General features: G+C 66.6%; 11 protein-coding genes and 1 pseudogene. 2 read left to right on the top strand and 10 right to left on the bottom strand.

All coding sequences use genetic code 11. The features are described from left to right. Positions 1-18: 18 nt before the first annotated feature. Complete coding sequence (locus tag ACQF4J_RS28880; protein WP_351565863.1) at positions 19-1,314, bottom strand: glycoside hydrolase family 26 protein; 1,296 nt, start codon at positions 1,312-1,314, stop codon at positions 19-21. Between the two features lie 99 nt (positions 1,315-1,413). On the opposite strand from ACQF4J_RS28880, the pseudogene ACQF4J_RS28875 reads away from it, so the two are divergent. Next, positions 1,414-2,112 (top strand): annotated as a pseudogene (locus ACQF4J_RS28875) (ATP-grasp domain-containing protein); the annotation flags it as partial. A gap of 253 nt (positions 2,113-2,365) precedes the next feature. Here the strand turns inward: ACQF4J_RS28875 and ACQF4J_RS28870 are convergent. The 6 genes from ACQF4J_RS28870 to ACQF4J_RS28845 form a co-directional block, all read right to left on the bottom strand. Next, a complete protein-coding gene (locus ACQF4J_RS28870) occupies positions 2,366-3,403 on the bottom strand; it encodes a chaplin family protein (RefSeq protein ID WP_427167126.1) in 1,038 nt (345 codons plus the stop codon). Positions 3,404-3,517: 114 nt separating this feature from the next. Further along, entirely contained in the window at positions 3,518-3,745 is a 228-nt protein-coding gene (locus ACQF4J_RS28865) for a chaplin (protein ID WP_351565857.1), read from the bottom strand. 402 nt (positions 3,746-4,147) lie between these two features. Then, positions 4,148-5,377 carry a glycosyltransferase gene (locus tag ACQF4J_RS28860; RefSeq protein ID WP_427168631.1) on the bottom strand — a complete coding sequence of 410 codons (1,230 nt, stop codon included), beginning with the start codon at positions 5,375-5,377 and terminating at the stop codon, positions 4,148-4,150. Positions 5,378-5,457: 80 nt separating this feature from the next. After that, positions 5,458-6,471 (bottom strand): alpha/beta hydrolase, encoded by a 1,014-nt coding sequence (locus ACQF4J_RS28855; protein ID WP_351565854.1) that lies wholly within the window; start codon positions 6,469-6,471, stop codon positions 5,458-5,460. A 577-nt stretch (positions 6,472-7,048) separates the two neighbouring features. Then, positions 7,049-13,765 carry an SDR family NAD(P)-dependent oxidoreductase gene (locus ACQF4J_RS28850; RefSeq protein ID WP_427167125.1) on the bottom strand — a complete coding sequence of 2,239 codons (6,717 nt, stop codon included), beginning with the start codon at positions 13,763-13,765 and terminating at the stop codon, positions 7,049-7,051. Between the two features lie 44 nt (positions 13,766-13,809). Next, positions 13,810-15,534 carry a fatty acyl-AMP ligase gene (locus ACQF4J_RS28845; RefSeq protein WP_427167124.1) on the bottom strand — a complete coding sequence of 575 codons (1,725 nt, stop codon included), beginning with the start codon at positions 15,532-15,534 and terminating at the stop codon, positions 13,810-13,812. 775 nt (positions 15,535-16,309) lie between these two features. On the opposite strand from ACQF4J_RS28845, the gene ACQF4J_RS28840 reads away from it, so the two are divergent. After that, on the top strand, positions 16,310-17,716 hold the full coding sequence (locus ACQF4J_RS28840; protein WP_427167123.1) for an MFS transporter: 1,407 nt from the start codon (positions 16,310-16,312) through the stop codon (positions 17,714-17,716). 315 nt (positions 17,717-18,031) lie between these two features. Here ACQF4J_RS28840 and ACQF4J_RS28835 read toward each other — a convergent pair whose 3' ends face one another. The 3 genes from ACQF4J_RS28835 to ACQF4J_RS28825 form a co-directional block, all read right to left on the bottom strand. Beyond that, a complete protein-coding gene (locus ACQF4J_RS28835; protein ID WP_351800388.1) occupies positions 18,032-18,535 on the bottom strand; it encodes an Ig-like domain-containing protein in 504 nt (167 codons plus the stop codon). A gap of 217 nt (positions 18,536-18,752) precedes the next feature. Further along, the gene (locus ACQF4J_RS28830; RefSeq protein WP_427167122.1) at positions 18,753-19,769 is read right to left on the bottom strand and encodes an IPT/TIG domain-containing protein; all 1,017 of its coding nucleotides are present in this window, start codon (positions 19,767-19,769) and stop codon (positions 18,753-18,755) included. 294 nt (positions 19,770-20,063) lie between these two features. Beyond that, positions 20,064-20,480: a hypothetical protein gene (locus ACQF4J_RS28825; protein WP_351565837.1), complete on the bottom strand. Its 417-nt coding sequence runs from the start codon at positions 20,478-20,480 to the stop codon at positions 20,064-20,066. Between the last annotated feature and the right edge of the window lie 790 nt (positions 20,481-21,270).

Genomic DNA, 21,270 nt, shown 5'->3' with positions numbered 1-21,270 from the left:
CCTGCCGCCGCCTCGGGTTCACTGGTTGCGCGACCACCAGTCGAAGCGCAGGCACAGCGTCCCGCCGAGCCAGTACTCGACCCAGTCGCCGAGGTTCACCGGCGAGCAGTTGGGCGAGGGCACCGGGGTCGAGGTCGGCACCGGGGTCGGATTGGTGGGCTCCGGGGTCGGGGGCGGACTCGCCTCGTCGGTGCGGCCGAAGAGGACGGACCGGTAGACCGCCGACGACCTCGGGTTCTCCCCGCACTCGAAGACACCGTGCGGGCAGTAGTCGGTGAGTGTGTTGTAGAGCGGCTTGTGCTCGTCCATCCAGGCGAGCATCCGCTTCATGTACTCGGCGTTGTCGCCGTTGCGGAACAGTCCCCATTCCGGATAGGAAATGGGCTTGCCGTGGGCTTTGGCGAAGTCCACGTGTTGCTGCAGGCCGTAGGGCTCTTTCACCTGTTCGTCGAACGACAGTCCGGAGGGCTGGTCGTACGAATCCATGCCGATGATGTCGACCGTGTCGTCGCCCGGATAGCACTGCGTCCAGGGAATGGCGTCCCGGCCGCGGGTCGGTGCGAAATCGAACCGGAATTTCTGGCCCGGCACCGAGCGCATGGTGGTGACGATCCTGTTCCAGTACTTCTTCCAGGCCTCCGGGTCCGGCCCGCAGCGGGAGGTGTACGTGACGCCGTTCATCTCCCAGCCCAGCACGATCACCGTGTCCGGCACCTTCAACTCCACCAGGCGCTCGGCGAGGGCCCTGAAGTGACCGTCGAACGTGCCGACCGCGCCCAGCCGCAGCAGTCGGACCACCTCCGCGTCGGAGACGCCGTCCTCGTTGCGATCGAGCATCGGCACGTTCAGGACGAGCATCCGGTCGGCGCGCTCGGTACGCCAGTCCGCCCACACGTCCAGGAACCCGGGGGCGCCCTCGATGTCGCTCCAGTGGTTGCCGGGCAGGTAGGTGTGGCCTACGCGCAGGTCCGCGCCGCCCAGCCAGGTACTCAGCTCGGCCATGCGGACGATGCCCTGGGCACCGGAGTCGAGGAAGGCGCCGAACGCCGGGGTGTCCGGCTGGGGTTGGACGGCCGGCGGGGTGACGACGGCCGACGGGTCGGTGACGGCGGGCGGTGCGGTGACGACAGCAGGCGTCACCGCCGACGGCAGCGGCGGGGTCGCGGGAAGCGCCGGTGTGGAGGCGGGCGGGTCGCCGACCCGCACCACCCCCGCGGCGAATCCGGTGCCCGAGGCCAGCACGAGGGACGCGGCCGCGGCCGCCGCGACGACGGCCAGCACCCGGGACCGGGGACGTCGCTTCTTTCGGTCCATGCCCGCTCCTTTCTGAAATCCGGTTACTGACACTCAGTCATATCGGCAGGAATTACGCCACCGCCGTTACGGCCAACGAGTGACAAGAAATTCATGACCGTGTCGCTGTTTGACATCCGGGTCCCCGCCGTTGTGCTGCGGATCGACCGGAATCCCTTTCACCACGGCACGCTCGGGGCCGTGCCCTCGCTCGGCAGAGCGGGAGTCGAGGTACATGTGGTCGCCGATTCCAAGGGAAGTTCCGTTACCCGATCGCGATTTGTCCGCCAGGTGCCGATCTCTACGGACGACGCGAGCGCCGTCGCGGTGAACCGGCTGCGCGACGACCTCACCCCGTCTGTCTGCTCCCGGCGATGCCGGCCACTCTGCCCGAACTCGTCGCCGACAAAGCCGAACTGGCCGACCTGTGCGCCGCCCCGGACGTCCCCCACCCCTCCACACGGCTGCCCGTGGTAGCGAAGTGGGGCCGCCCCTGGCTGCTCCCGACGGACTCCGACCTGCACAGCACGGTCATGGTGCGCTCGGCCTCGGACGCCCCTGAGCTGTACCTGCGCGCCGAGGAGGCGGGCAGCCGCCTGTTGCTGCAGGCTTCCTGCCCCGGGCCACGGACTGGTTCTTCCACGGATACGCCAACCGGGCGGGCCGCGTCCGCGGCGGCGGAGCCGGCGTCAAGCCGTGGTCCTGGCCGCGCGGCGCGGGCCTGACGGCGGTGGGCCGCTGGACCCCGACTGCCGCTACCTCCTGCTGGACTTCAACCCCCGCCCGGGCGCCCAGTACCGGCTCTTCGCCGACGCGGCTCGCCGCGCCGCGGCCCGCATCCGCCGGCCGGGAACCGAACCTGCGCGTCTTCGGCAGGTCGATGGCCTCCTGGCGCCTCGACGTCTGCTGCGCCGGCCAGGGCGTCCCGGCCCGGCACGGGGAACCGGTCCCGGTGGAGATGTTCGCCGACTACGGCCTGTGGTTCGCCCGGCACCAGGCACCGGAGGTCGACGAGCACGGGCGCGGGTGCCGGACGAGAACCCGTCCGGCACCCGGCGCAGTCACCTCGGCACTACCGCCGGGACCCGGCTCGGCCCCGTCGGTACAGCACGGCCCCGGCCACGATCATCGCGGCGCTCGCACCGGAAGCGGCGAGCATGGCCTCTTTGTTGCTGCCGGTATGGGGCAGCTGGGGAGGCGGGGTGTGGTCGCCGCCGTGGGGGGGCGGGGTGTGGTCCCCTCCGCCGGGCGGAGGCGGGGTGTGGTCGCCGCCGTAGGGAGGCGGGGTGTGGTCGCCGCCGTAGGGAGGCGGGGTGTGATCGCCGCCGTAGGGAGGCGGGGTGTGATCGCCGCCGTAAGGGGGCGGGGTGTGATCGCCGCCGTAAGGGGGCGGGGTGTGATCGCCGCCGTAGGGAGGCGGGGTGTGATCGCCGCCGTAAGGGGGCGGGGTGTGATCGCCATCGCCGTAAGCGGGCGGAGTGTGATCGCCATCGCCGTAAGCGGGCGGAGTGTGATCGCCATCGCCGTAAGCGGGCGGAGTGTGGTCACCATCGCCGTAAGCGGGCGGAGTGTGATCGCCATCGCCGTAAGCGGGCGGAGTGTGGTCACCTGCACCATGGGGCGAAGGCGTGGTCTCGCCGTACGGGGCCGGGGTGTGGTCTCCTCCGCCGGGCGGAGGCGGAGAGTGGTGCCCGCCACCGGGCGGTGGCGTGGGGTCGTCGAGCCCGGGGGACTGGGTGGGGTCGACGTGTCCGCCACCGTGGTCACCGTAACCCGTGTCGCCGTAGCCGGAGTCCTCGTCGCCGTACCCCGTGTCGTCGCCGTAGTCCTCATGCGATCTCTGGTGTTCGCGGTGCTTGGGGGAACCCGAGTCGCTCGCACAGTGGTTGCCGAACGTCGGGTCGAGTCCGGCGACCGCGTTGACGGCGTTGCCGCAGACGTTGACCGGCACCTCGACGGGGACCTCGACATTGTTGCCGGACAGGATGCCCGGCGAGCTCTTGGCGGCCCCACCCGCCTGCGAGTCGGCAAGGGCGGGGCTGGTGTACAGGGACAGGATGCTCGTCGCGGCGGCGGCCGCGACCATTCCCTTGCTCAGGGTCTGTCGCACTCTGGTTGTCTTCCTGCTGGGAGAAGTGGGAAAAGCCGGCCCTGGAACGGAGAGAAGACGTCCAAGGCCGGCCACGAGACAGCCGCGGCGGCTGGTGCGTTGAGCGTTACGTCGTCAGTCGTTGCTGCAACGGTTGCCGATCGCGGGGCTCAGCAGAGCGGTGACGTCGGTCGAGTTGCCGCACACGTTGGACGGAGCGTCGATGGGGATCTGGATCACGTTGCCCGAGAGGAACCCTGGGGAACCGATCGCGATACCCGTGGCTTCTGCGTCCGCGAAAGCCGGTGCGGCCGCACCCAGAGCCATGATCACACCCGCGACGACAGCGGCGGTCTTCTTCATGAGCTTTCCCTTCTCTGCAGTCATGTCCTGGTGACGGCCGAAACCGAGCGAGCACAGCTTGAACGGCTCGCACCATGACTGCAGGCTGCACAACGAGGGATAGACAAACGAAGAAACCACGGAACGCGCGCCGCGGGTCAGTTCACTCGAACGCCTCGTGTTGAATCTTCGATTTTCCCCCGGGAGGAGTAAGAGACGCTTCCCCCAGGCGGTGCCGGAAATCTGAAAAGCGGCCCGGGGCGGCTCGCCCACAAGGGGCTGGCCGACGGTGTTGGTGGGGAAGCAGGTGATCCGCTTGCCCTCGAACAGCCCTCGCGCAGGCCGCCGGTGAGCCGCGACATCACCCGATCAAGGGAGTAGTTCGGCGCGGCTCTGTGGCGATGCCCCGGTCCAGTCAAGCCCTCAGTTCTGTAGGTAGGTGTTCAGTACGCTGCAGGCTTGGGAAACTCCATTTTCTGCACTGAGTGCCCTGCCAATCCTCTGGGCCGCATCGGCGTAAGCCGTACTAGTGAGGATGCGGAGACGTTGGGTGAGGTCAGAGGCTGTCAGATTGCGGGCCGGCAACGGCTTGGGCCCGGCACCCAGTGCATGCACCCGATCTGCCCAGTAGAATTGATCGCCGAAAAATGGGCAGACAAGTGACGGCTTTCCGGCACGCAACGCTGCCGCCGTGGTTCCCGCCCCACCGTGGTGGATGATTGCAGCCATCCTCGGAAACAGCCAGTCGTGGGGTGTTTCCCGCACCGCGAGCATGTCGGGCTCACTCGTTTCGGGAGCGCCGGCAAGCACTCCGCGCAGTCCTGCACGTCGCAGTGCCTTCCGCACGAGGTCGCTGGTGGCCGCGGGATCCTTGGGCGTCATGCTGCCGAACCCGAAATAAACAGGTGGCGGGCCATCGGCGAGGAAGTCCAGGAGCTGTCGGGAAGGCTCCCAGAACGGCTGTTCGTGATGCCAGAATCCAGTCATATGGACATTCCCGCCCCAGTCGGGCGGTCTCGGCACGATCGAGGGACTGAACGCACAGAGTACAGGCGCACGGCGGATACGACGCATTGAAGCCCGCAGGGACAAGGCCGGCAGGTTGAGGCCCTGCCGGCGCCATTCGTTGATGAAGGGACGGAACATCAGCCAGGAACCGGCATCGACCGCGTCAAAACTCAAGCGGTTGCCCAGGGAGCCGAGTAGCTTGGCAGCCGGCATCAAGGGGTGCGGGAATTTTCTGGTGGGCTGGCTGGGCTGGAAGTGAACGATCGCGTGTGGAACCCCTAGGAACTGACCGAGGTGCATGCCGAGGAAGCCAAAAGAAGGGGCCAGAACCAAGTCGGCCCCCTTCGCGCCCACTTGTGTCTGTTCGAGTAGATCGGTGATGTGAGGGCGCAACACCCTTCTCATGCCGAGGATGAAGGAAACCGGATTGCTCCCCGTTTCCAGAAGTTTCCTTCCCTCTGCTGAATCGATGATCTCCGCAGGGTCCGCAACGAGGGGGTGAAAATCAATCCCGTCCTCACCGACGACGAGAGGCCGGTAGCGCATGCTGGCGAGGACGCGGACTCGATTCCCCTGCCGAATCAGCTCTCTTCCCAACGCCAAACAAGGTTGAACGTCGCCGCGTGATCCCGCAGCGAAGATCATCACCGTTCGCCTCATGCCATCCCTTTCTCGGCCGGGTCGGCATCACGCCATGGCCGACAGGACCTCCGTGGAAAGCTGCACTACTTGAGTGATCTCATAACGGCGGGCCAGATGATGTGCAGTTCTCGCTGCCAGTACGGCCAGGCATGCGTGCCCGGCTCATAGAAGTGAGTCGTGACATTTACGCCCGCGAAGCGGAGCGAGGAAGCGAACTTTTCCATGGACTTTGGAAGCATCGCTTCAGCCGCTGCGCCCACGAGTACCTGATCGTAGCTGCGATGAAGGTCCAACGGGCCCGGCACGCCATTGCCCGACGAGAGATGGACGTGCGTGCCCCGGAAAGCACGCGGCATGGCGGAAGGGTTGTGTGCCTGCCAGACATCGGAATCCCTGACGGGGTCGCCCCAGACGCGCCTGATGTCGATGCCGTCCCTCTGGGAGCCGAGTGCCAGGGCAAATCGGACAGCGGGGTCGTTCAGATCGACGTAGGAACTCATTGCGGCTACGTACCGGTACATTCCTTGGTGACGTGCCGCATAGTTGAGAGCGCCGAAGCCTCCCATGGACAGGCCAATGATCGCCCTTGAGGAACTGGCTCGGTATGTCCTCTGCACAAGGCGCACCAGCTCACCCGTGTGAAACGTCTCCCACCGTGGGTCACCGGCGTGCCAATCGCTGTAATACCCGGCTTTCCCGGCGTCGGGCATCACGACGAGCACATTTGACGACCGCGCCAATTCCTCGATATCGGTTTCACGAGTCCACGAAGTGTAGTCGTCATCACCGCCGTGCAGCATGTACAAGACTGGGAAGTTTACCTTTGGATCCTTTGCCCAATTCTTGGGCAGAATGATCCGAACGGGGATGACGCTCTTCATGGCCGGCGAGCTCACCATGAGGTCCTGCGTGCGGGAGTCGATCATTTTCACGGAAACAATGCGAGCTTCCGGGGCGACCCCCGGCCGGCCGCCATTGCCTGCCGCCGCCGTCGACACCCCCGCGGTAATCAGTAGAGTAAGGAGTGAGAGAAGTGTCACGTGCCGGAGGCTGTGCAGCCGAAGGCGACCGGCAAAAAGTCTGACCAAAAGAGTCATGCCGCGAAGTCTCCTCAAGAGGACATGGGGGTGCCGGGAATGAGGGGTTCCAAACTTTTTTGGAGCGCGAGATCCGCAGGTGAGCGACCCTCCGAATGGTGCGCCGCCGTGGATTTCCTTAATATCGAGACCCGGTGTGAGACAGACCATGCCGAATTGCGCCACCGAGTACCAGCGGACACACCGGAGGCGGCGCAAAAGGACCCCACCTTCTTGATCGCTGCGCTACGACGACGCCGTCATGCGGCTCTTTCAGCAGAGCGCTACCAGGCTCTCGCGCACTCCGGGCATATGAGCAGCTTTAACGGTTCCCTGCACCCTTGCCGCGATGCCCACCCCCGGCACGCCCCGCCAAAAGGGTGAACATATTCCCCTGGTTCTTGCGGCATATGCCGAATGTTGAGTCACTGGAGATATCCAACCGGTGGGCAGCCCATACCTCTCGGGGGTGTAGCCGCGGTCGCCGTAGCGGGGTAGGAGGCTACGGCGACGGCCAAGCTGCGATGGGCCCCCCTGGGAGGTGTTGGATCGCCAGTCGGTGCCACAGGTGTGGCACCGACTGGTCGGTTGAGCTGCCTCAGACGAATTCTTGTCCGTCGTCAGTGGGTCGGTGTCCGACCGACCTGAGGGACTGCGTCAGGTGGCGAGCGATCGTGGCAACGTGTGGCGGATCGATGAGGGAGAGGTGGTCACCCTCAACCGGGACGATCTCGAGGGCGGGGCACAGGGGCCCCCAGCCGAGATCCGCCTCCGACCTGAGGTAGCGCGGGTCGAGGGCCGTGGTGAGCGGTTGCGCTTGCTGAGCCCGGTAGAGAACTACGGGACCGTTGTACGGCCGCGGTGTGTAGCGTTCACCGACGCGCGCGTCGAGATACGAGGTCCGCTGGTGTTCCATGATCCCAGGGCTCATGTCGAGGCCCGACTCGGCCACCAGGCGCATGACCAGATCGATCTGCTGATCCTCGGGGGTGGCGGCCAGTTCGTCGTACGGCAGTTGAAGGTCATACCCATAGGTCTTCTGTACGTACTCGGCGAAACGGCCGAACCGCTCCAGCAGTACGTCCTGCGAGTGCAGGCCGGGCAGCGCAGCGGGAAGGATCGTGTCCACGAGGCCGAGGAAGCTGATGTCCTCTCCTGCTGCCCGCAGTTGTTGCGCCATTTCGTAGGCGAGGCAGCCGCCGAAAGACCAGCCGAGAAGTCGAAACGGTCCGTGCGGCTGGATGTCTTTCACGAGGTCCAGATAATGTGCCGCTTTCTCTTCCATCGTATCGAGCGTGCTGATCCGCTCCATCCCGTACACAGGCTGGTCGGGCGGCAGCAGTTCCGTCAGCGGCCGATAGACGGAAGTCGGTCCCCCGGCGGGATGGAATGTGAACAGCGGAGCCTTTGCCGTGCCTGGGCCAGGCTTTCGCAACGTGGTGATGACGGACTCGGCGGCCGGATTGACTGCCGGCCGAATGAGGTCTGCCACCCCGGCCACTGTCCGCTGCTCCAGGATGTCCGTTGCGGTGATGTCCAGGCGGACGTCGCCGACTCGGCGCTGGATTGCCTTCACGAGCTGCTCAGCGGTGCCACGATCTCCGCCGGCTGTCACGAAGTCGGCTCGTACGTCGCTGGGCCGACTGTGCAGGACCTCCGTCCAGGTGCTGGCAACCAGGCGCTCGGCGGCATCCCGCGGTTGGATAGTCGACGGCAGGACGGGCTGCGGCCGACAGGTGGATCCGCTCTCGGACGGGGACGGCGCCTGCTCATTGTCGGCGCCCAGTCCGAGGGCGCTCAGCAGGGCGTCGGCGACCTCCCGCAGCGTTGCGCCCCGCAGCATGAGGTCCGTGGGCAGGGTGACGGCGAAGTCCTGCTGGACGGCGTTACGGATGCGTACGGCCATCAGCGAGTCGAGGCCGAGCGCTGGAAGGGAGGCCGTCTCGTCGAGGTCGGCAACGCTGAAGCCCATGATGGCAGCTGTGCGTTTGACCAGCCGCTCGAAGACCTTGTCGGCCGCGTCGGCACCGAGTGCTGCGACACTGTCGGGGCCCGCCCAGTCGTCGTCGGCGGTGGTGTCGTCTGTCAGCGTTTCGCAGAAGAAGGGGATGTCGAGCATGCCGGGGAATGCCTCGAGCACTCGGCGCGTGTCGAAGTGCACGACACCTGTGTGCGTGCGGTTGCGGATGACGAGGGTGTGCAATGCGTCCAGGCCTTCGGACATGCTGAGGCCTTCCAGCGCCATGCCGCGCTGGGCCGGGGCGGCGCCGGTGTCGCGCCAGTGGCCCCACGCGATCGAGAGGGCGGTCTTGCCCTGGGCCCGGTGCTGGTGCGCCAACGCGTCCAGCCATGCGTTGGCGGCGGCATAGGCAGCCTGGCCCGGCGAACCGAGAAGTGCCGCTGCGGAACTGTAGGAGACCCACCAGTCCAGTGTGTGGCTGCCGAGTGCCTCGTCGAGTTGGAGTGCTCCCTTGACCTTGGGGCGCAGGACCGTGTCGATGTCGGATGTGGCGAGGTCGGTGATCATCCGGTCATGGAGGACACCGGCGCAGTGGGCGATCCCGCGCAGGGTGTGCCCTTCGCTGCATGCGCTGTCGACCAGTCGTGCCGCTACCTCAGGGTCTGCGATGTCTCCCTGCACCACAGCGATCGAGGTGGCGCCGCCCGACATCTCGGCGATGGCCTTCTGGGCTTCCGGCGAAGGCGGCCGCCTGCCGTTGAGGATCAGGCGGCCCGCACCTTGGTCGGCGAGGCGGCGCGCCGTCGCCAGGCCCAGACCCGTGAGGCCGCCGGTGATGATGTAGGCACCGCTGCGCCGGACGAACGGCGCCTTGTGTTGCTGTTCCGTCAGGTCGGCGTGGGTCAGACGGGCGACGAGACGGGTTCCCAGACGCCAGACGACTTCGTCTTCAAGGCTGTCGCCGAGCAGTTCCTGGACGAGGTCGTCGGCGGAGCCGGGGTGCATGTCGAGGTCCACCAGGCTTGTCCTCAGGCCGGGCTCCTCCAGGCGCAGGACGCGGACGAGTCCGCGAAGACAGGCCAGGTTCGGTACCCCGGCTTCGGCCTGTGACGTCGACACGGCCCGTTCAGTGACCAGCCACAGTCGTGGTGGTGTGGCAGGGGCATTGGACGCAAGGTGTCTGGCGACCTGTGTGGCTGTCTGCAGCGCTTCTGCATGGTTGGCCTGTGCCGGAGGGGGCAGCAGGAGGACTACGGCCCGGGTGGCATGGCGCTCGGTGCCGGCCAGCCAGTCGGCGAGTACCTGGTCTGTGTGGTCTTCGGAATACGTGCCGGCTGTGGTCTGTACCCGTCGCTGCTTCAGGGCGGCGCGGAGAGCGGTGGTCACGGTGTCGTTCGAACGCGCGGAGGCCTCGTCGCTCAGCACGAGCGCGCTGTCGAGTCGTCCGGGCAGCGGGGCGGGCGACTTCTGCCACTGGATCTCGTAGGTGAACGCTTCCAGTGGCTCCGGTACTTCTGCGCGTTCGGCGCAGTGCAGTTGGACGCCCTGGGCCGTGATGCGCGTTCCTGACCCGCTAGCGACCACGTTCCAGGCCGGCAGGGTGTCGGCCGGGGGCGTCGGTGCGCCGGCAGATGGCGCGGGCTTGGGTGCGGTGGGGTGTGCTTGGATGCTGAGGGGACCGTCTGCCGTGAGGTTGTGAACGTGCATGCGGTGCAGGGCGACAGGGACAGTCTGTGAAGGATCAATGCCGGGGACGGCGTTGTGCGCATCGGCTGTGCTTGTTCCGGCCGGCGCGTAGAGCACTGCGGTGAGCGCTTCTTCGACGGCCCGAGAGGCCGATTCCCCCTCTGCGGTGGGTGCCCAGTGGCTGGTGAGGGCCGGTTGCGTTCCGGGGGTGTCTTCGGGTGTGTCTTCGGGAGGTTCTCCCAGGACGCGGACCTGAGCTGATGCATAGCGATGCCAGGTGCCGTCGGTGGCGCGGGCGTTGATCGTTGCGACGGCGTCTTCTTCGCCGGGTTCCCACGTCACAGTGACGGGTGTGCTGCCGGCGATCGGCAGCCATCCGTGCAGGGCCAGGTCCTCGATCCGCACACAAGCGCTCGCGTCGCAGTCTTGGGCTTCCCGGGCCGCCGCGATCATGATGGCGGCGGCTGCGGGCAGGGTGAGGACCGGACAGCCGTGGAGGTGGCTTTCGGGAGCGGGGGCAGTGCCGGCTCCCAGGTCGGTTTGCCACAGGATCGTGTCGTTGCGCGGATCGTCGGTACGTGTGCCCAGCAGGCCGTGGCCGACGGAGGCAGCGGATGCCCGTCCTGGGCGGCCGAACCAGTAGCGCTTGTGCCGCCACGCTGGAGTGGGCAGGGCGACGCGCGTCCCGACAGGCCACAGGCGGTCTTCGTTCAGATGAACGCCGGCGAGGTGCAGTCGGGTGAGTGCCGTGCGCAGGTCGACTGCCTCATCTCCCTCCTTGCTCAGCAGGGGGATGGCCGGTGCCCCGTGGGCGTGGAGCGTCTCGTTCAACGGAACGAGTGCGATGGGGTGGGGTGAGATTTCGAGGAAAAGGTCGTGCCCGTCTGCCGCGGCCGCCTCGACCGCCTGGTAGAGGCGAACGGGGCGGCGGAGATTGGCACACCAGTAGTCGGCATCGGCGTGGACGTCTGCGCGGGGGTCTTCGTGCACGGTGGTGTACCAGGGGAGGTCCGCCCGTCGGGGACGCAGCGTTGCCAGCGCGTGGTGGACCCTCGGCAGCACGGGATCGACTGCCGGGGAGTGACCTGCTCCCGCTACCTCGAGGAGCCGGGCGAACACCCCTTGGGCCACCAGTTCTTCCACCAGTGCCTGCACACGCTGCGCGGGTCCAGCCACGGTGCACCTGAGGGGAGAGGAGTGCACGGCGATGCCGACGCCGGGGTGACGCGACAGGACCGCTGCGCGGGTCTCGAGCGGGAGCTCGACAGCGGCCATCGCCCCGAGGCCCTGTGCGTCGATGGCGGCCAGTTCCTCGGACCGGCGCAGAATCACGCGCAGAGCGTCAGCCGGGTCGAGTGCTCCTGCGATGACCGCAGCGCTGACTTCTCCCATCGAGTGACCGATGACGGCCGCGGGGCGCACACCGTAGGCTTCCAGGGTTCGCGCCAGCGCGATCTGCATGCCGAACAGCAGAGGCTGGACGTGGTCGACGTGGGTGGAGGACGGCGACGGGGTCAGCATGCTGCTGAAAGGGAGCCCCGTTTCGGCCAGGTAGACCGGGTCGAGGTCGCGCACGGCTGCGGCGAAGAACATGTCCTCTTGGAGGAGTCGGCTGCCCATGCCCTGCCACTGGGATCCGTAGCCGGAGAACACAAAGACGGGCCGGCGGGTAGCGGCCGATCGTCCTGTTGCCGGGTCGTCCGGTAGCGGGGAGACGATGCCGGGCAGCTCCTCGCCGCGCGCCAGGGCGGCCAGTAGTGCTGACGCGTCCTGGCCGGTACGCGCGGTAATGGCCGCGCACTTGGGGCCTCGCCGGTGGCGGGCAAGCGTGTGCGCGATGTCCACCAGGGCGGGTGCGTCCTCGGCCGCGGTCAATCGGGCAAGGCTGGCTGCCGCGTCAGCGATGCGATCCGTTGACCGAGCCGAGACGATCAGTACGTGGGGGCCGTCGTGGCAACCGTCTTCCGTCTGCACTCCGGGAGCGGGCAGGACACGCTTGACGTCGGGTGCCTGTTCAAGCACGACGTGCGCGTTCGTGCCGCCGAAACCGAACGCGGAGACACCGGCCCGCGCAGGCCGGGAACGCCGCTCCGGCCAGGGGGTGGTGGCGGTGACGACCCGCAGCCGCAGGGCCGGGAAGTCGATGTGCGGGTTGGGGGTATGGAAGTGCAGGCTCTGCGGGATGCGCTGATGGTGCAATGCCAGGACCGTCTTGATGAGACCGACGATGCCCGCGGCTCCCTCGAGATGGCCGAGGTTGCTTTTGACCGACCCGATCAGCAGCGGCTGGTCGACCGGCCGGCCGCAGCCCAGCACAGCACCCAGCGCACTGGCTTCCATGGGGTCGCCCAGGAGGGTACCGGTACCGTGTGTCTCGACGTAGTCGATGCTGTCGGCCTCGACCTGTGCGTGGTCGAGCGCCGTACGCAGAAGGCTCTCCTGAGCTGCGGGGTTGGGGGCCATGAGCCCCGCAGAGCGTCCGTCGCTGTTGACAGCGGTGCCCTTGATGACGGCCAGGATCCTGTCGCCGGCGCGCTGGGCATCGGCCAGCCGTTTGAGCACGACAACCCCGCAGCCTTCTCCTCGGGTGATGCCGTCAGCGCAGCCGTCGAAGGGCTTGCAGCGTCCATCGGCGGCCAGTGCTCCAGCCTGCTCAAAGGAGGCCGTGACCAGAGGAGACAGCAGGACGTTTACTCCGGCCGCCAGGGCGGTGTCGCACTCACCGCTCCCCAGGCTCCGGCAAGCATGGTGCAAGGCGACCAGGGACGACGAGCAGGCCGTGTCGATCGTGAGGCTGGGCCCGTGCAGATCGAAGACGTACGACAGTCGATTGGCTGCGATGCTCCCGGCCGCCCCGGTACTGGTCCAGGGGGTGAGCCGCGAGGGATCAGATGTGGTCAGATGGCCGTATTCGAGGGCGCTCAGTCCGACGAACACACCGGTGTTGGTGCCTTCGATCCCGTGCGCCGGCACTCCCGCGTGGTCCAGGGCTTCGCAGCACACCTCCAGCAGCAGTCGTTGCTGAGGGTCCATGACTTCGGCTTCGCGCGGGGTGATGCCGAAGTAGTCGGCGTCGAAGGCCTCGATGTCGTGGAGGAAGGCACCGTAGGGGGTGGTGTCCTCGACCAGTTTCGCAGCGCCGGGGCCGGTGGCGAAATCTCGCCACCGTCTGCTCGGCACCTGCCCAGTAAGGTCGCTGCCCGTCAGCAGGTGTCTCCAGAAGGTGTCCGCCCCGCTGATACCACCGGGCAGGCGGCAGCCAATGCCGACCACCGCGACAGAGCATGGTGCCGAAGAGGCCACGCGAACGTGGTCGCCGTCTGGGCCGAGCCCCTCAGCGAGGGGCTGCTCGGAACGTGCTCGTGGCTCCCCGCTTTCGACAGCATCTTGCGGGACGGGACACAGGTGCTGCACGAGACGGTCCATGGTTGGGTATTCCCACACCAGGGTGGCGGGCAGCGGGCGTTTCAGCAGCCGTTCCAGACGTCCGGCCAAGTCGACTGCGGCACGGGAGGTCAGGCCGTAGGTCGCCAGCGGGGCGGCGGCGTCGATTTCTTCCTGTGGCACCCTGCAGAGGTCACTGACGAGTTGGCGCAGGGCTGCCCGCAGCCCCGGTGCGGAGATCGGGTCGTCCTCGGATTCCGTGGCCGCTTCGGTGTTGGGTTGCATGGTCTCTCCCCGGGTGCTCCGTCGTGTAGGGCCCGCCCGCGCGCCTAGTCGCCGGTGGGTGCCGCCCAGGTACCGGCCAGGTACAGGTCACGGCATGCGCTGCGGGCGACCTTGCCGCTGGTGGTGCGGGGAACCGCCCCGGGCTGCACGAGAAGGAAGTCGTGGACGGCAAGTCCATGCGCGGAGACGACTGCGGCCCGGACTGCGCGCGTCACCTCCTCGAGAACGGAGTCGGCATCCGTAAGGTCCCGGCCATGCTCAGCGACGACGACCAGGCGTTCCCCGCCGGCAGTGGTCACCGCGAATGCAGCGATGTGGTGGGGCCGGATCACCGGATGTGCCTTTTGGACCGTCTCTTCGATGTCGTGCGGATAGTGGTTGGTGCCGTCGACGATCACCAGATCCTTGAGACGCCCAGTCACGTAGAGTTGCTTGTCGTGCCACACGCCGAGGTCTCCGGTACGCAGCCAGGGCTCACTTCCCTCGAGAACTGCGCGGAAGGCTGCCTCACTGCTTTCGGCGGAGCCCCAGTAACCGCGTCCGATGTTCGGTCCACGAAGCCAGATCTCCCCGACCTGCCCGTCTTCTCGCCGCCTCTGCGTCGAGGGATCCACGATGGCGATCTCCTGGCCGGCCGGCCGGCCGCATGCGACGAGTTCGACGACCGTCTCCCCCTGGTCGCTGTCCTTGACGACGCGGGCAACCCCCTCCCGCAGGGACTGCCTGTCGAAGGCGGTGACCGTCGGCTCTTCGCCAACGGGAGAAGCAGAAACGAAGACCGTGGCTTCGGCAAGCCCGTAGGAGGGGCGCATGGTCGTGCGCTTCATGCCGACCGCCGAGAATGCCGCCTGGAAGCGATCCAGGGTTCGCGGCGCGATGGGCTCACTTCCGTTGACCATGGCTGCAACGGAGCCGAGCGTCAGAGCGGCCCGTTCGTCGGCAGTCACCCGTTCGACACAGTAGTCATAAGCGAAGTTGGGTGCCGCGGTGATGGCCCCTTTGTGCTGAGAGAGCAGGCTCAACCAACGGCCCGGCTGTTGGATGAACGCCAGGGGATCCATGAGAACCGAAGGGATATGCCCCATGATGGGCAAGGCGACCGCAAGCACGAGACCCATGTCATGGTAAAGCGGCAGCCACCCCACAGTACAGTTGCGCCCTCGGCGGACGTCGTAAGCATCAAGCGCCTGCCGAGCGTTGATGCACACGTTGGAATGTGTGATCTCCACGCCCGATGGAATCCGCGTGGAGCCGGAGGTGTACTGCAGGTAGGCCAGATCACCGGCTTGAGGGTCTCGAGCCTCGACAGGAAACTGCTTCGCGACCTCCTGCACGTCCGATTCGGTGACGACGCTGCAGCCGGACACGATGCCTTGGGCAGCGCAGAATTCCGCGAGTGGCTGGCGGTGGTCTTCTACGCTCAGCATCAGGATGGGGGCCGCATCCTGAAGGACCGCCGCAAGTTTGTCCTTGTGGCCTGGAAGGAACGGGGTGAACAGCGGGACGGCGATCGCTCCCGCGCAGATGGCACCCAGGAAGCCGACGATGTATTCGAGGGACTGCGGCGCGACGATCGCGACTCTTTCACCAGCAGCACCCATGTGTCGCAGGCCTGAGGCTGTGAGACGTACGCGGGTATTGAGTTGCTCCCACGTCAGCGAGGTGACTGTTCCGAGGCTATCAGTGCTGTGGTCGACGAACGTAAAAGCCGTTTCGTCAGGGGTGCATGCGGCCGTGTGGGCGAGTTGATGGCTGAGTGTCTCTGTCACCGACGATGGCACTGACTCACCGACCTTCGTTTCAGCATGGCAAAGAGCCCCGGGATCAGTCGGGCAGAGCCGAACGGGATCTCACATGCCGCAGTTTCCCGGTTAGGAATGCAAAGCAGCACGAAACAGTCAAACACGACACCGAACCCATCTCCACATGACACGCCGCCATCTGGACGGCGGGCGGCCCGCGCATCGGGCAGCGGGTTTCGAGAGCGCTTCTATGTCTATGCGCCCAGGTGCCAGGTCTGTTGTTCCGAATCGCCGGCCTCGCCGGCGTGATGTCGCGGGACCCGCACACTGTGGTCGTCGCGCTGGGCCACTCGAATGAACCACCGTGGCGGCACCCGGGAAGGCTGTGCGTCGAAGACGACGCCGCCTTCTCACTGATGCCACCCGCTGCTCCCCCGCGGGTCAGGCGCGGACACCCGTCATCCGGGGGCGTCAACGCTCCCAGCGCCCGATGGCGCGCTACCTCCTAGGCCATGACCGCGACCTGCTGGGAGCAGTTCCCCGCGCCGATCGTGCCCCAATGAGACAACCTGAACGTGCACAAGGACGCCGGGTTGCAAAAGTGCCTGGACACCCGCAGATCACCTGATGCGCCCATCGGTCGGGGCCTGCGCAATATCCAGTACCGGGGCAACCTCGCCGTTGGATGTCTCGGCTAAACCGGCCTCACCGCGGCGAGACGCACCAGAAGGCCAGTAGTTGACCGTCACGACAGATGGGTTGCCGACGCAAATATCAGGAGCATCGTGACAGGCAGGGAATCATGGGTCGACTACGTGTACTAAGCATCGTCACAGCTGTCGTTCTCTCGACCTTTTTGACCGCCCTGGACAACACCGTAGTGAATCTCGCCCTCCCGCAGATGCGTACTGAACTCGGCCTGACAGACACTGATGTGAAATGGGTGGCGACCGCATACCCGCTGGCCCTCGCCAGCTTCTTGCTGTTTGCCGGGCGACTGACGGACGGAAAGGGGCGACGATGGTCCCTGCTGACAGGTGTCGCCGTATTCACGGTGTCGTCGGCCTGCTGCGCTTTGTCGACCACAGGATTGGTGCTGGCCTGCCTCCGCGGTGTCCAGGGCGGCGGTGCCGCCTTCATCCTGCCCGCGTCGCTCGCCATGATGTCGCACGATCTCCCGAGCCGGGTACGGACTGCGGGCTTTGGCGCGACGACCGCCGCGATGGCCTCTGCTTTGGCCTTTGGGCCTGTGATCTCCGGCGTCGTCACGCAGCACCTTGGATGGCAGTGGCTGTTCGTCATGAACGTCCCGCTCGGCGTAGCCAGCTTCATTGTCGGTGCCTTCGCCCTGCCCAGCGGCCCGTCTCGTCCACAACAGGGCGCACATGATGTAGCCGAAGGGTTGCATCGTCAGATCGCGCTGGCGTGCCTGTCCATCGCCTCCTTCGTCTACTGCCTGATCCAGGCGCCTTCCACGGGGCTCGGTGAGCCGTCCGTGATCGTCTCAGGGTTCGCCGCCCTCAGCGGTGCGATCGTGCTGATGTGCAAGAAGCGCAGCACGCGCAGCAGCCCTGCGGTGGTGCAACTTCTTCGAGCCCGCCCCTTTGCCGGCGGGCTCATCACCCAGCTCCTGTGGGGCCTGGGCGTGACCGGTGTGTACTTCTATACGTCCCAGTTCCTGCAGAGCGCACTACACCTCAGCCCGACAGAAGCGGGGCTGACGTTCACTCCGGTGGTTTCAGCTCTCTTCCTGACCGCCCCATTCGTTTCCGTCATGGCCAAGCGGTGGGGAGATGGCCAAGTCGCCGCTACAGGTCTGATGTCAGTTGCCGCGGGACTGCTGCTGATCGCCCTCGGCAGTCTTCAGGGCAAGCTCCTCGACCTCATGCCCGGTCTGGCGGCTGTCGGAGCAGGCTCCGCCTTGGCTCTTCCTCTGACAACTCGCGCCCTGGAATCTTCACCCGTCCACCTATCCGGGTTCGCCGCCGGCCTGTTCAGCGCTACCCGCGAACTGTCCGGCGTGCTCGGTATTGTTTTGGTGGGTGCAGTAGTGACCGTTGGAGATTATGCGTCCGTGTCTCGAGGAGCCACACAGGGGCAGGCATTCCTTACGGGCTACCAGCTCGGTCTCTGTGTGGCAGCGGCACTCGTGGCAATCGGAGCACCCGTGGCCGTGTGGGCCCTGCGCCCCATCAAGTGCCCGCCCTGAAGGGTGTTGCACAAGGCCGTGTCCGGGCGAGTCAGGGCCGGTGATCGCGGTCTTGTGGTCATGATGCGAGGGCGCTCGCTCAGCCCGGAGGCGGGAGTGTCAATCTAACGGCGGATCCGACGATCACTAGAGAGACGTCAAGTGACCGACGCCGCCGTGGAGTTGGAGACCGTGGAACCTGTCGAGAGTGTGCCAAGTCCGGGCCGCCTGCACTCGTGCCCGACGAGCAACTGGTCCTGCCCTGGAAGTACTGGTCAACGCCCCGTCCGCTCTGCGCGAGACGCTGGCCGCTGTTACAGACCCGGACGGAGCCAATTAACGTGCAGCTCTCTGCTTTGTGATCGGGTCCTTGTAGATGTTAACGGTGTTGTTGTTGGAGTCGCTGACGGAGAAGTTGATCAGCCCGTTGCACAGCAGGAAACACCCGCCCGGAGTGGGGCCTGGTGCCGGCGGCGTGACCTGGACTGTGGTGGTGGCGCTGGAGGCGTCACACTCTGCGTTGCCGTTGTAGGCGGCGGTGATGTTGTGCGGGCCTGCGGTGGTGAACGTGGCGGTGTAACCGGCCTGGCCGTCCGCACCGACGGGCACGGTGTCGAGCAGGGTGGGGCCGTCGAAGAACGTCACGCCGAGCCCGCCGCTAGGGTCGGCGGTACAGTCGACCGTGGCCGTCAGCAGCACCGAAGAACCCACCACGGCGGACGCCGGAATGGCCGTCACCGTGGTGCTCGAGGCTACGGCCCAGGCAGGCGATGCCAGGCCCAGCACGGCGGCCAGGGCTGTGGCAACGACCAGTCGCCCTCTACGTGGTGTGATCCTCACTGATTCGGCTCCTTGTACTCGCCGGATCCGCGGACTGCGGATGCCGTGCGAGCCTCACGCTAGGAAGATCTCTGTTGCTGTCCGGGAAGGAGCGCCCGCAAGTAGCCTGATTGGATCATCCGTATGAACCGGTCGTCGTACGGGCGAGCGTGGGAGCGGTGCATGGTGCTCTACGTACGAGGTGTGGGCGGCGTCTCCTGCCCGGGGTCTTTGGGTGTCAGATGCCAGGCGGGGCCTTGCGGGTGTAGGTCAGCCCGGGGGCGGTACCGCCCGCTGTGGTGACAGTCACGGTGATGGGACCCGCAGGTCCTGCGGGTGCGGTCGCCGTGACCTGTGTGTTCGACACGACGGTGAACGGGGCGGTCACAGCCCCGAAGACGACGGCTGAGGCGGTGGCCAGGTTCGTCCCGGTGAGGGTGACGAGGGTGCCCGCGGACGTCGGACCGCTACTGGGCACCAGTGCTGTCAGGGTGGGGCCGGGGACGTAGGAGAAGGCGACAGGATTGCTTGTGCCCCCCGGGGTGATCACTGTGATCGGTGAACTGCCCGTGCCCGGTGGGGCGATGGCCGTGATCTGCGTCGCCGACACCACGGTGAAGGAGGTGGCGTTGGTGTTGTCGAACCACACGTGGCCGGCGTTGAGCAGATTGCTCCCGGTCAGTGTGACCGTCACTCCTCCGGCCGTCGAACCCCGGGCGGGTTCGGCACTGCTCAGGACGGGAGGCGCCGCGTAGAAGAAGAAGGCGTCCGGGGCGCTGGTGCCCCCCGGTGTCGTGACGGTCACGACGGCGGCCCCGGCACTTCCGCTGGGTGTCACGGCAGTGATCTGGCTGGCCGAGTTCACGGTGAACGAGGCCGCCGGGACGCCGGCGAAAGTGACCGCGGTGGCCCCGGTGAACCCGGTTCCCGTGAGAGTGACACTGGTACCGCCCGACGTCGGGCCGTTGCTCGGGGCCAGTCCCGTGACCACCGGTGTCGGCGCCGCCACGTAGGTGAACGTCACCGAGTTGCTGGTGCCGGTTGGATTGACGACGGTCACCGCCGTGGCTCCCGCGGCGTGGGGCGGGCTCACGGCGGTGATCTGAGTGGCCGAGTTGACGGTGAAGGAGGTGGCATTGGTGCTGCCGAACCGTACGGCGGTGGACCCCGTCATCCCAGTGCCGGTGAGGGTGACGGTGGTACTACCGGTGGTGGGCCCCTGCAAGGGACTGATGGTGCTGATCGTGGGTGGCATGACGATGCCCTGCCTTTCTGGCGGCTTCCAGATGATCATTCGTGAGTTCAGCGGGGCCCAGGGCTCTGGGCACGGCTGTTGGGGGTGGGACCGCCAGACGGCTAAAGGAGCTTGGCCACCCCGGAGCCTCGCGATATCTCGACCGCCCGTGGGGAGATGCGACTCGATCGCTGTGCAGGGCGATGAGACGAGGTCGTCTGCTGGGCCCCACCGGCGCGATTGCTGACGGAGGTCACCGCGCTCCGGACAGGGGCCGAAGTGGACATCGGCAGGGAACATCACAGCTGCTGGTGATCAACGCGGAGAGTGGACGGCTGTTGTCCCGCTGGGCCCTGAACGACGAATCGAGCCTGCAGCCATCGGAGCCGCCTTGGCGCTGAAAGAAAGCTGCCATCCGGTGAGGACCTGGCGGCACCGTATTCGAGGGTCGAATACCCGAACGACACACGCGGCGGCCGTTGTTGGCCCAACGCCGTTGATCGTGACCGCGTTACCGCTGTGAAAAGCGCCGGAAGCCGACCTGAGCGAGGACTTGAACGAAGCACCGATGCAGAAGAACGGCATCGGGTTGCCCGGGCCGTCCGCGTCGGTCATCCTCTCGCCGCCACTGCCGGCACCCGAAAGCGACACGGCGGTGCCAGACAGGTTCGTACTGGTGATGGTCGCCAGAGCACCGTCGCCGGTGGATGCCTGGTGCGAAGAGATAGGCATGACGAGGCTCCTCGTTGACAGAACAAGGCAAGGACACATCAAGTCCCCAGGGACCACGGGGACTCCTGCGTGGAAGGTCCAAGGAGGAGGTCGGCATCCGAATTGTGCAGCCGGGGTGGCGGAGTTCCGCCGTCGGCGCACAGAGAAGAACCGGCACATGCCGCCCTTGGCGTGATCTCCGGTCAAGGGATGGGCGGCCCGCCGGTTCGCTGTTTCAAGTACTCCACAGGGAGCCGCCTCTCGCAAGGGGGCAGCACAACACAACGGATGCTTAAGCATGTTCGTTGCGGGCTCCTGTGTACCACCGGCTTGCGCGCCTGCCCTGCGACCGGTGTTGGGTAGCCGTTCACCACGCCTACGGCGAGGTCACACCCGATCCTGCGAACCCGAAGTCGTCTTCCGCAGGGACGAGTTCCGCCGCAAGGTCCTCGACCAGAACCGATCGGTCCGAACTCGCACGGCAAACGCATCGCCGAGCTGGAGGCCGAGTTGGCCGTTCACTGGCAGGTGGGAATGCGGTCGGCCCGCGGGGAGCCTCCCTGAGGTGTACTCCATTCGGGTGATATGCGGTGTGGCCCCTTGTCACCCATTTGGGGCTGTGGGTCACTGAGAGTGCGAACCGGCGGGCTGCCCATCCCGTGCCGGGGTGAGCGTTGAGACAGGCAGCCCTTGCCGGTTTTCTCCCTGCCCAAGGAGATGACGCAGGCTGCTGTGCTGCCGCCATGCCGCGGCGGGCAGCTCTCCATTCACTCTGGGCCCGGCAGACTGACGGCGCCTGAAGGCGTCGGGA

Source organism: Streptomyces sp. C1-1 (assembly GCF_050214755.1).
Lineage (GTDB): Bacteria > Actinomycetota > Actinomycetes > Streptomycetales > Streptomycetaceae > Streptomyces.
This window is presented reverse-complemented; position numbering and strand designations above follow the sequence as displayed.

Bases quoted from the DNA above. Each gene is read 5' to 3' on its own strand.
- ACQF4J_RS28855 (WP_351565854.1), bottom strand. From the start codon at position 6,471: ATGACTCTTTTGGTCAGACTTTTTGCCGGTCGCCTTCGGCTGCACAGC.
- ACQF4J_RS28865 (WP_351565857.1), bottom strand. From the start codon at position 3,745: ATGAAGAAGACCGCCGCTGTCGTCGCGGGTGTGATCATGGCTCTGGGT.
- ACQF4J_RS28880 (WP_351565863.1), bottom strand. From the start codon at position 1,314: ATGGACCGAAAGAAGCGACGTCCCCGGTCCCGGGTGCTGGCCGTCGTC.
- ACQF4J_RS28840 (WP_427167123.1), top strand. From the start codon at position 16,310: ATGGGTCGACTACGTGTACTAAGCATCGTCACAGCTGTCGTTCTCTCG.
- ACQF4J_RS28830 (WP_427167122.1), bottom strand. From the start codon at position 19,769: ATGCCACCCACGATCAGCACCATCAGTCCCTTGCAGGGGCCCACCACC.
- ACQF4J_RS28850 (WP_427167125.1), bottom strand. From the start codon at position 13,765: ATGCAACCCAACACCGAAGCGGCCACGGAATCCGAGGACGACCCGATC.
- ACQF4J_RS28860 (WP_427168631.1), bottom strand. From the start codon at position 5,377: ATGATCTTCGCTGCGGGATCACGCGGCGACGTTCAACCTTGTTTGGCG.
- ACQF4J_RS28825 (WP_351565837.1), bottom strand. From the start codon at position 20,480: ATGCCTATCTCTTCGCACCAGGCATCCACCGGCGACGGTGCTCTGGCG.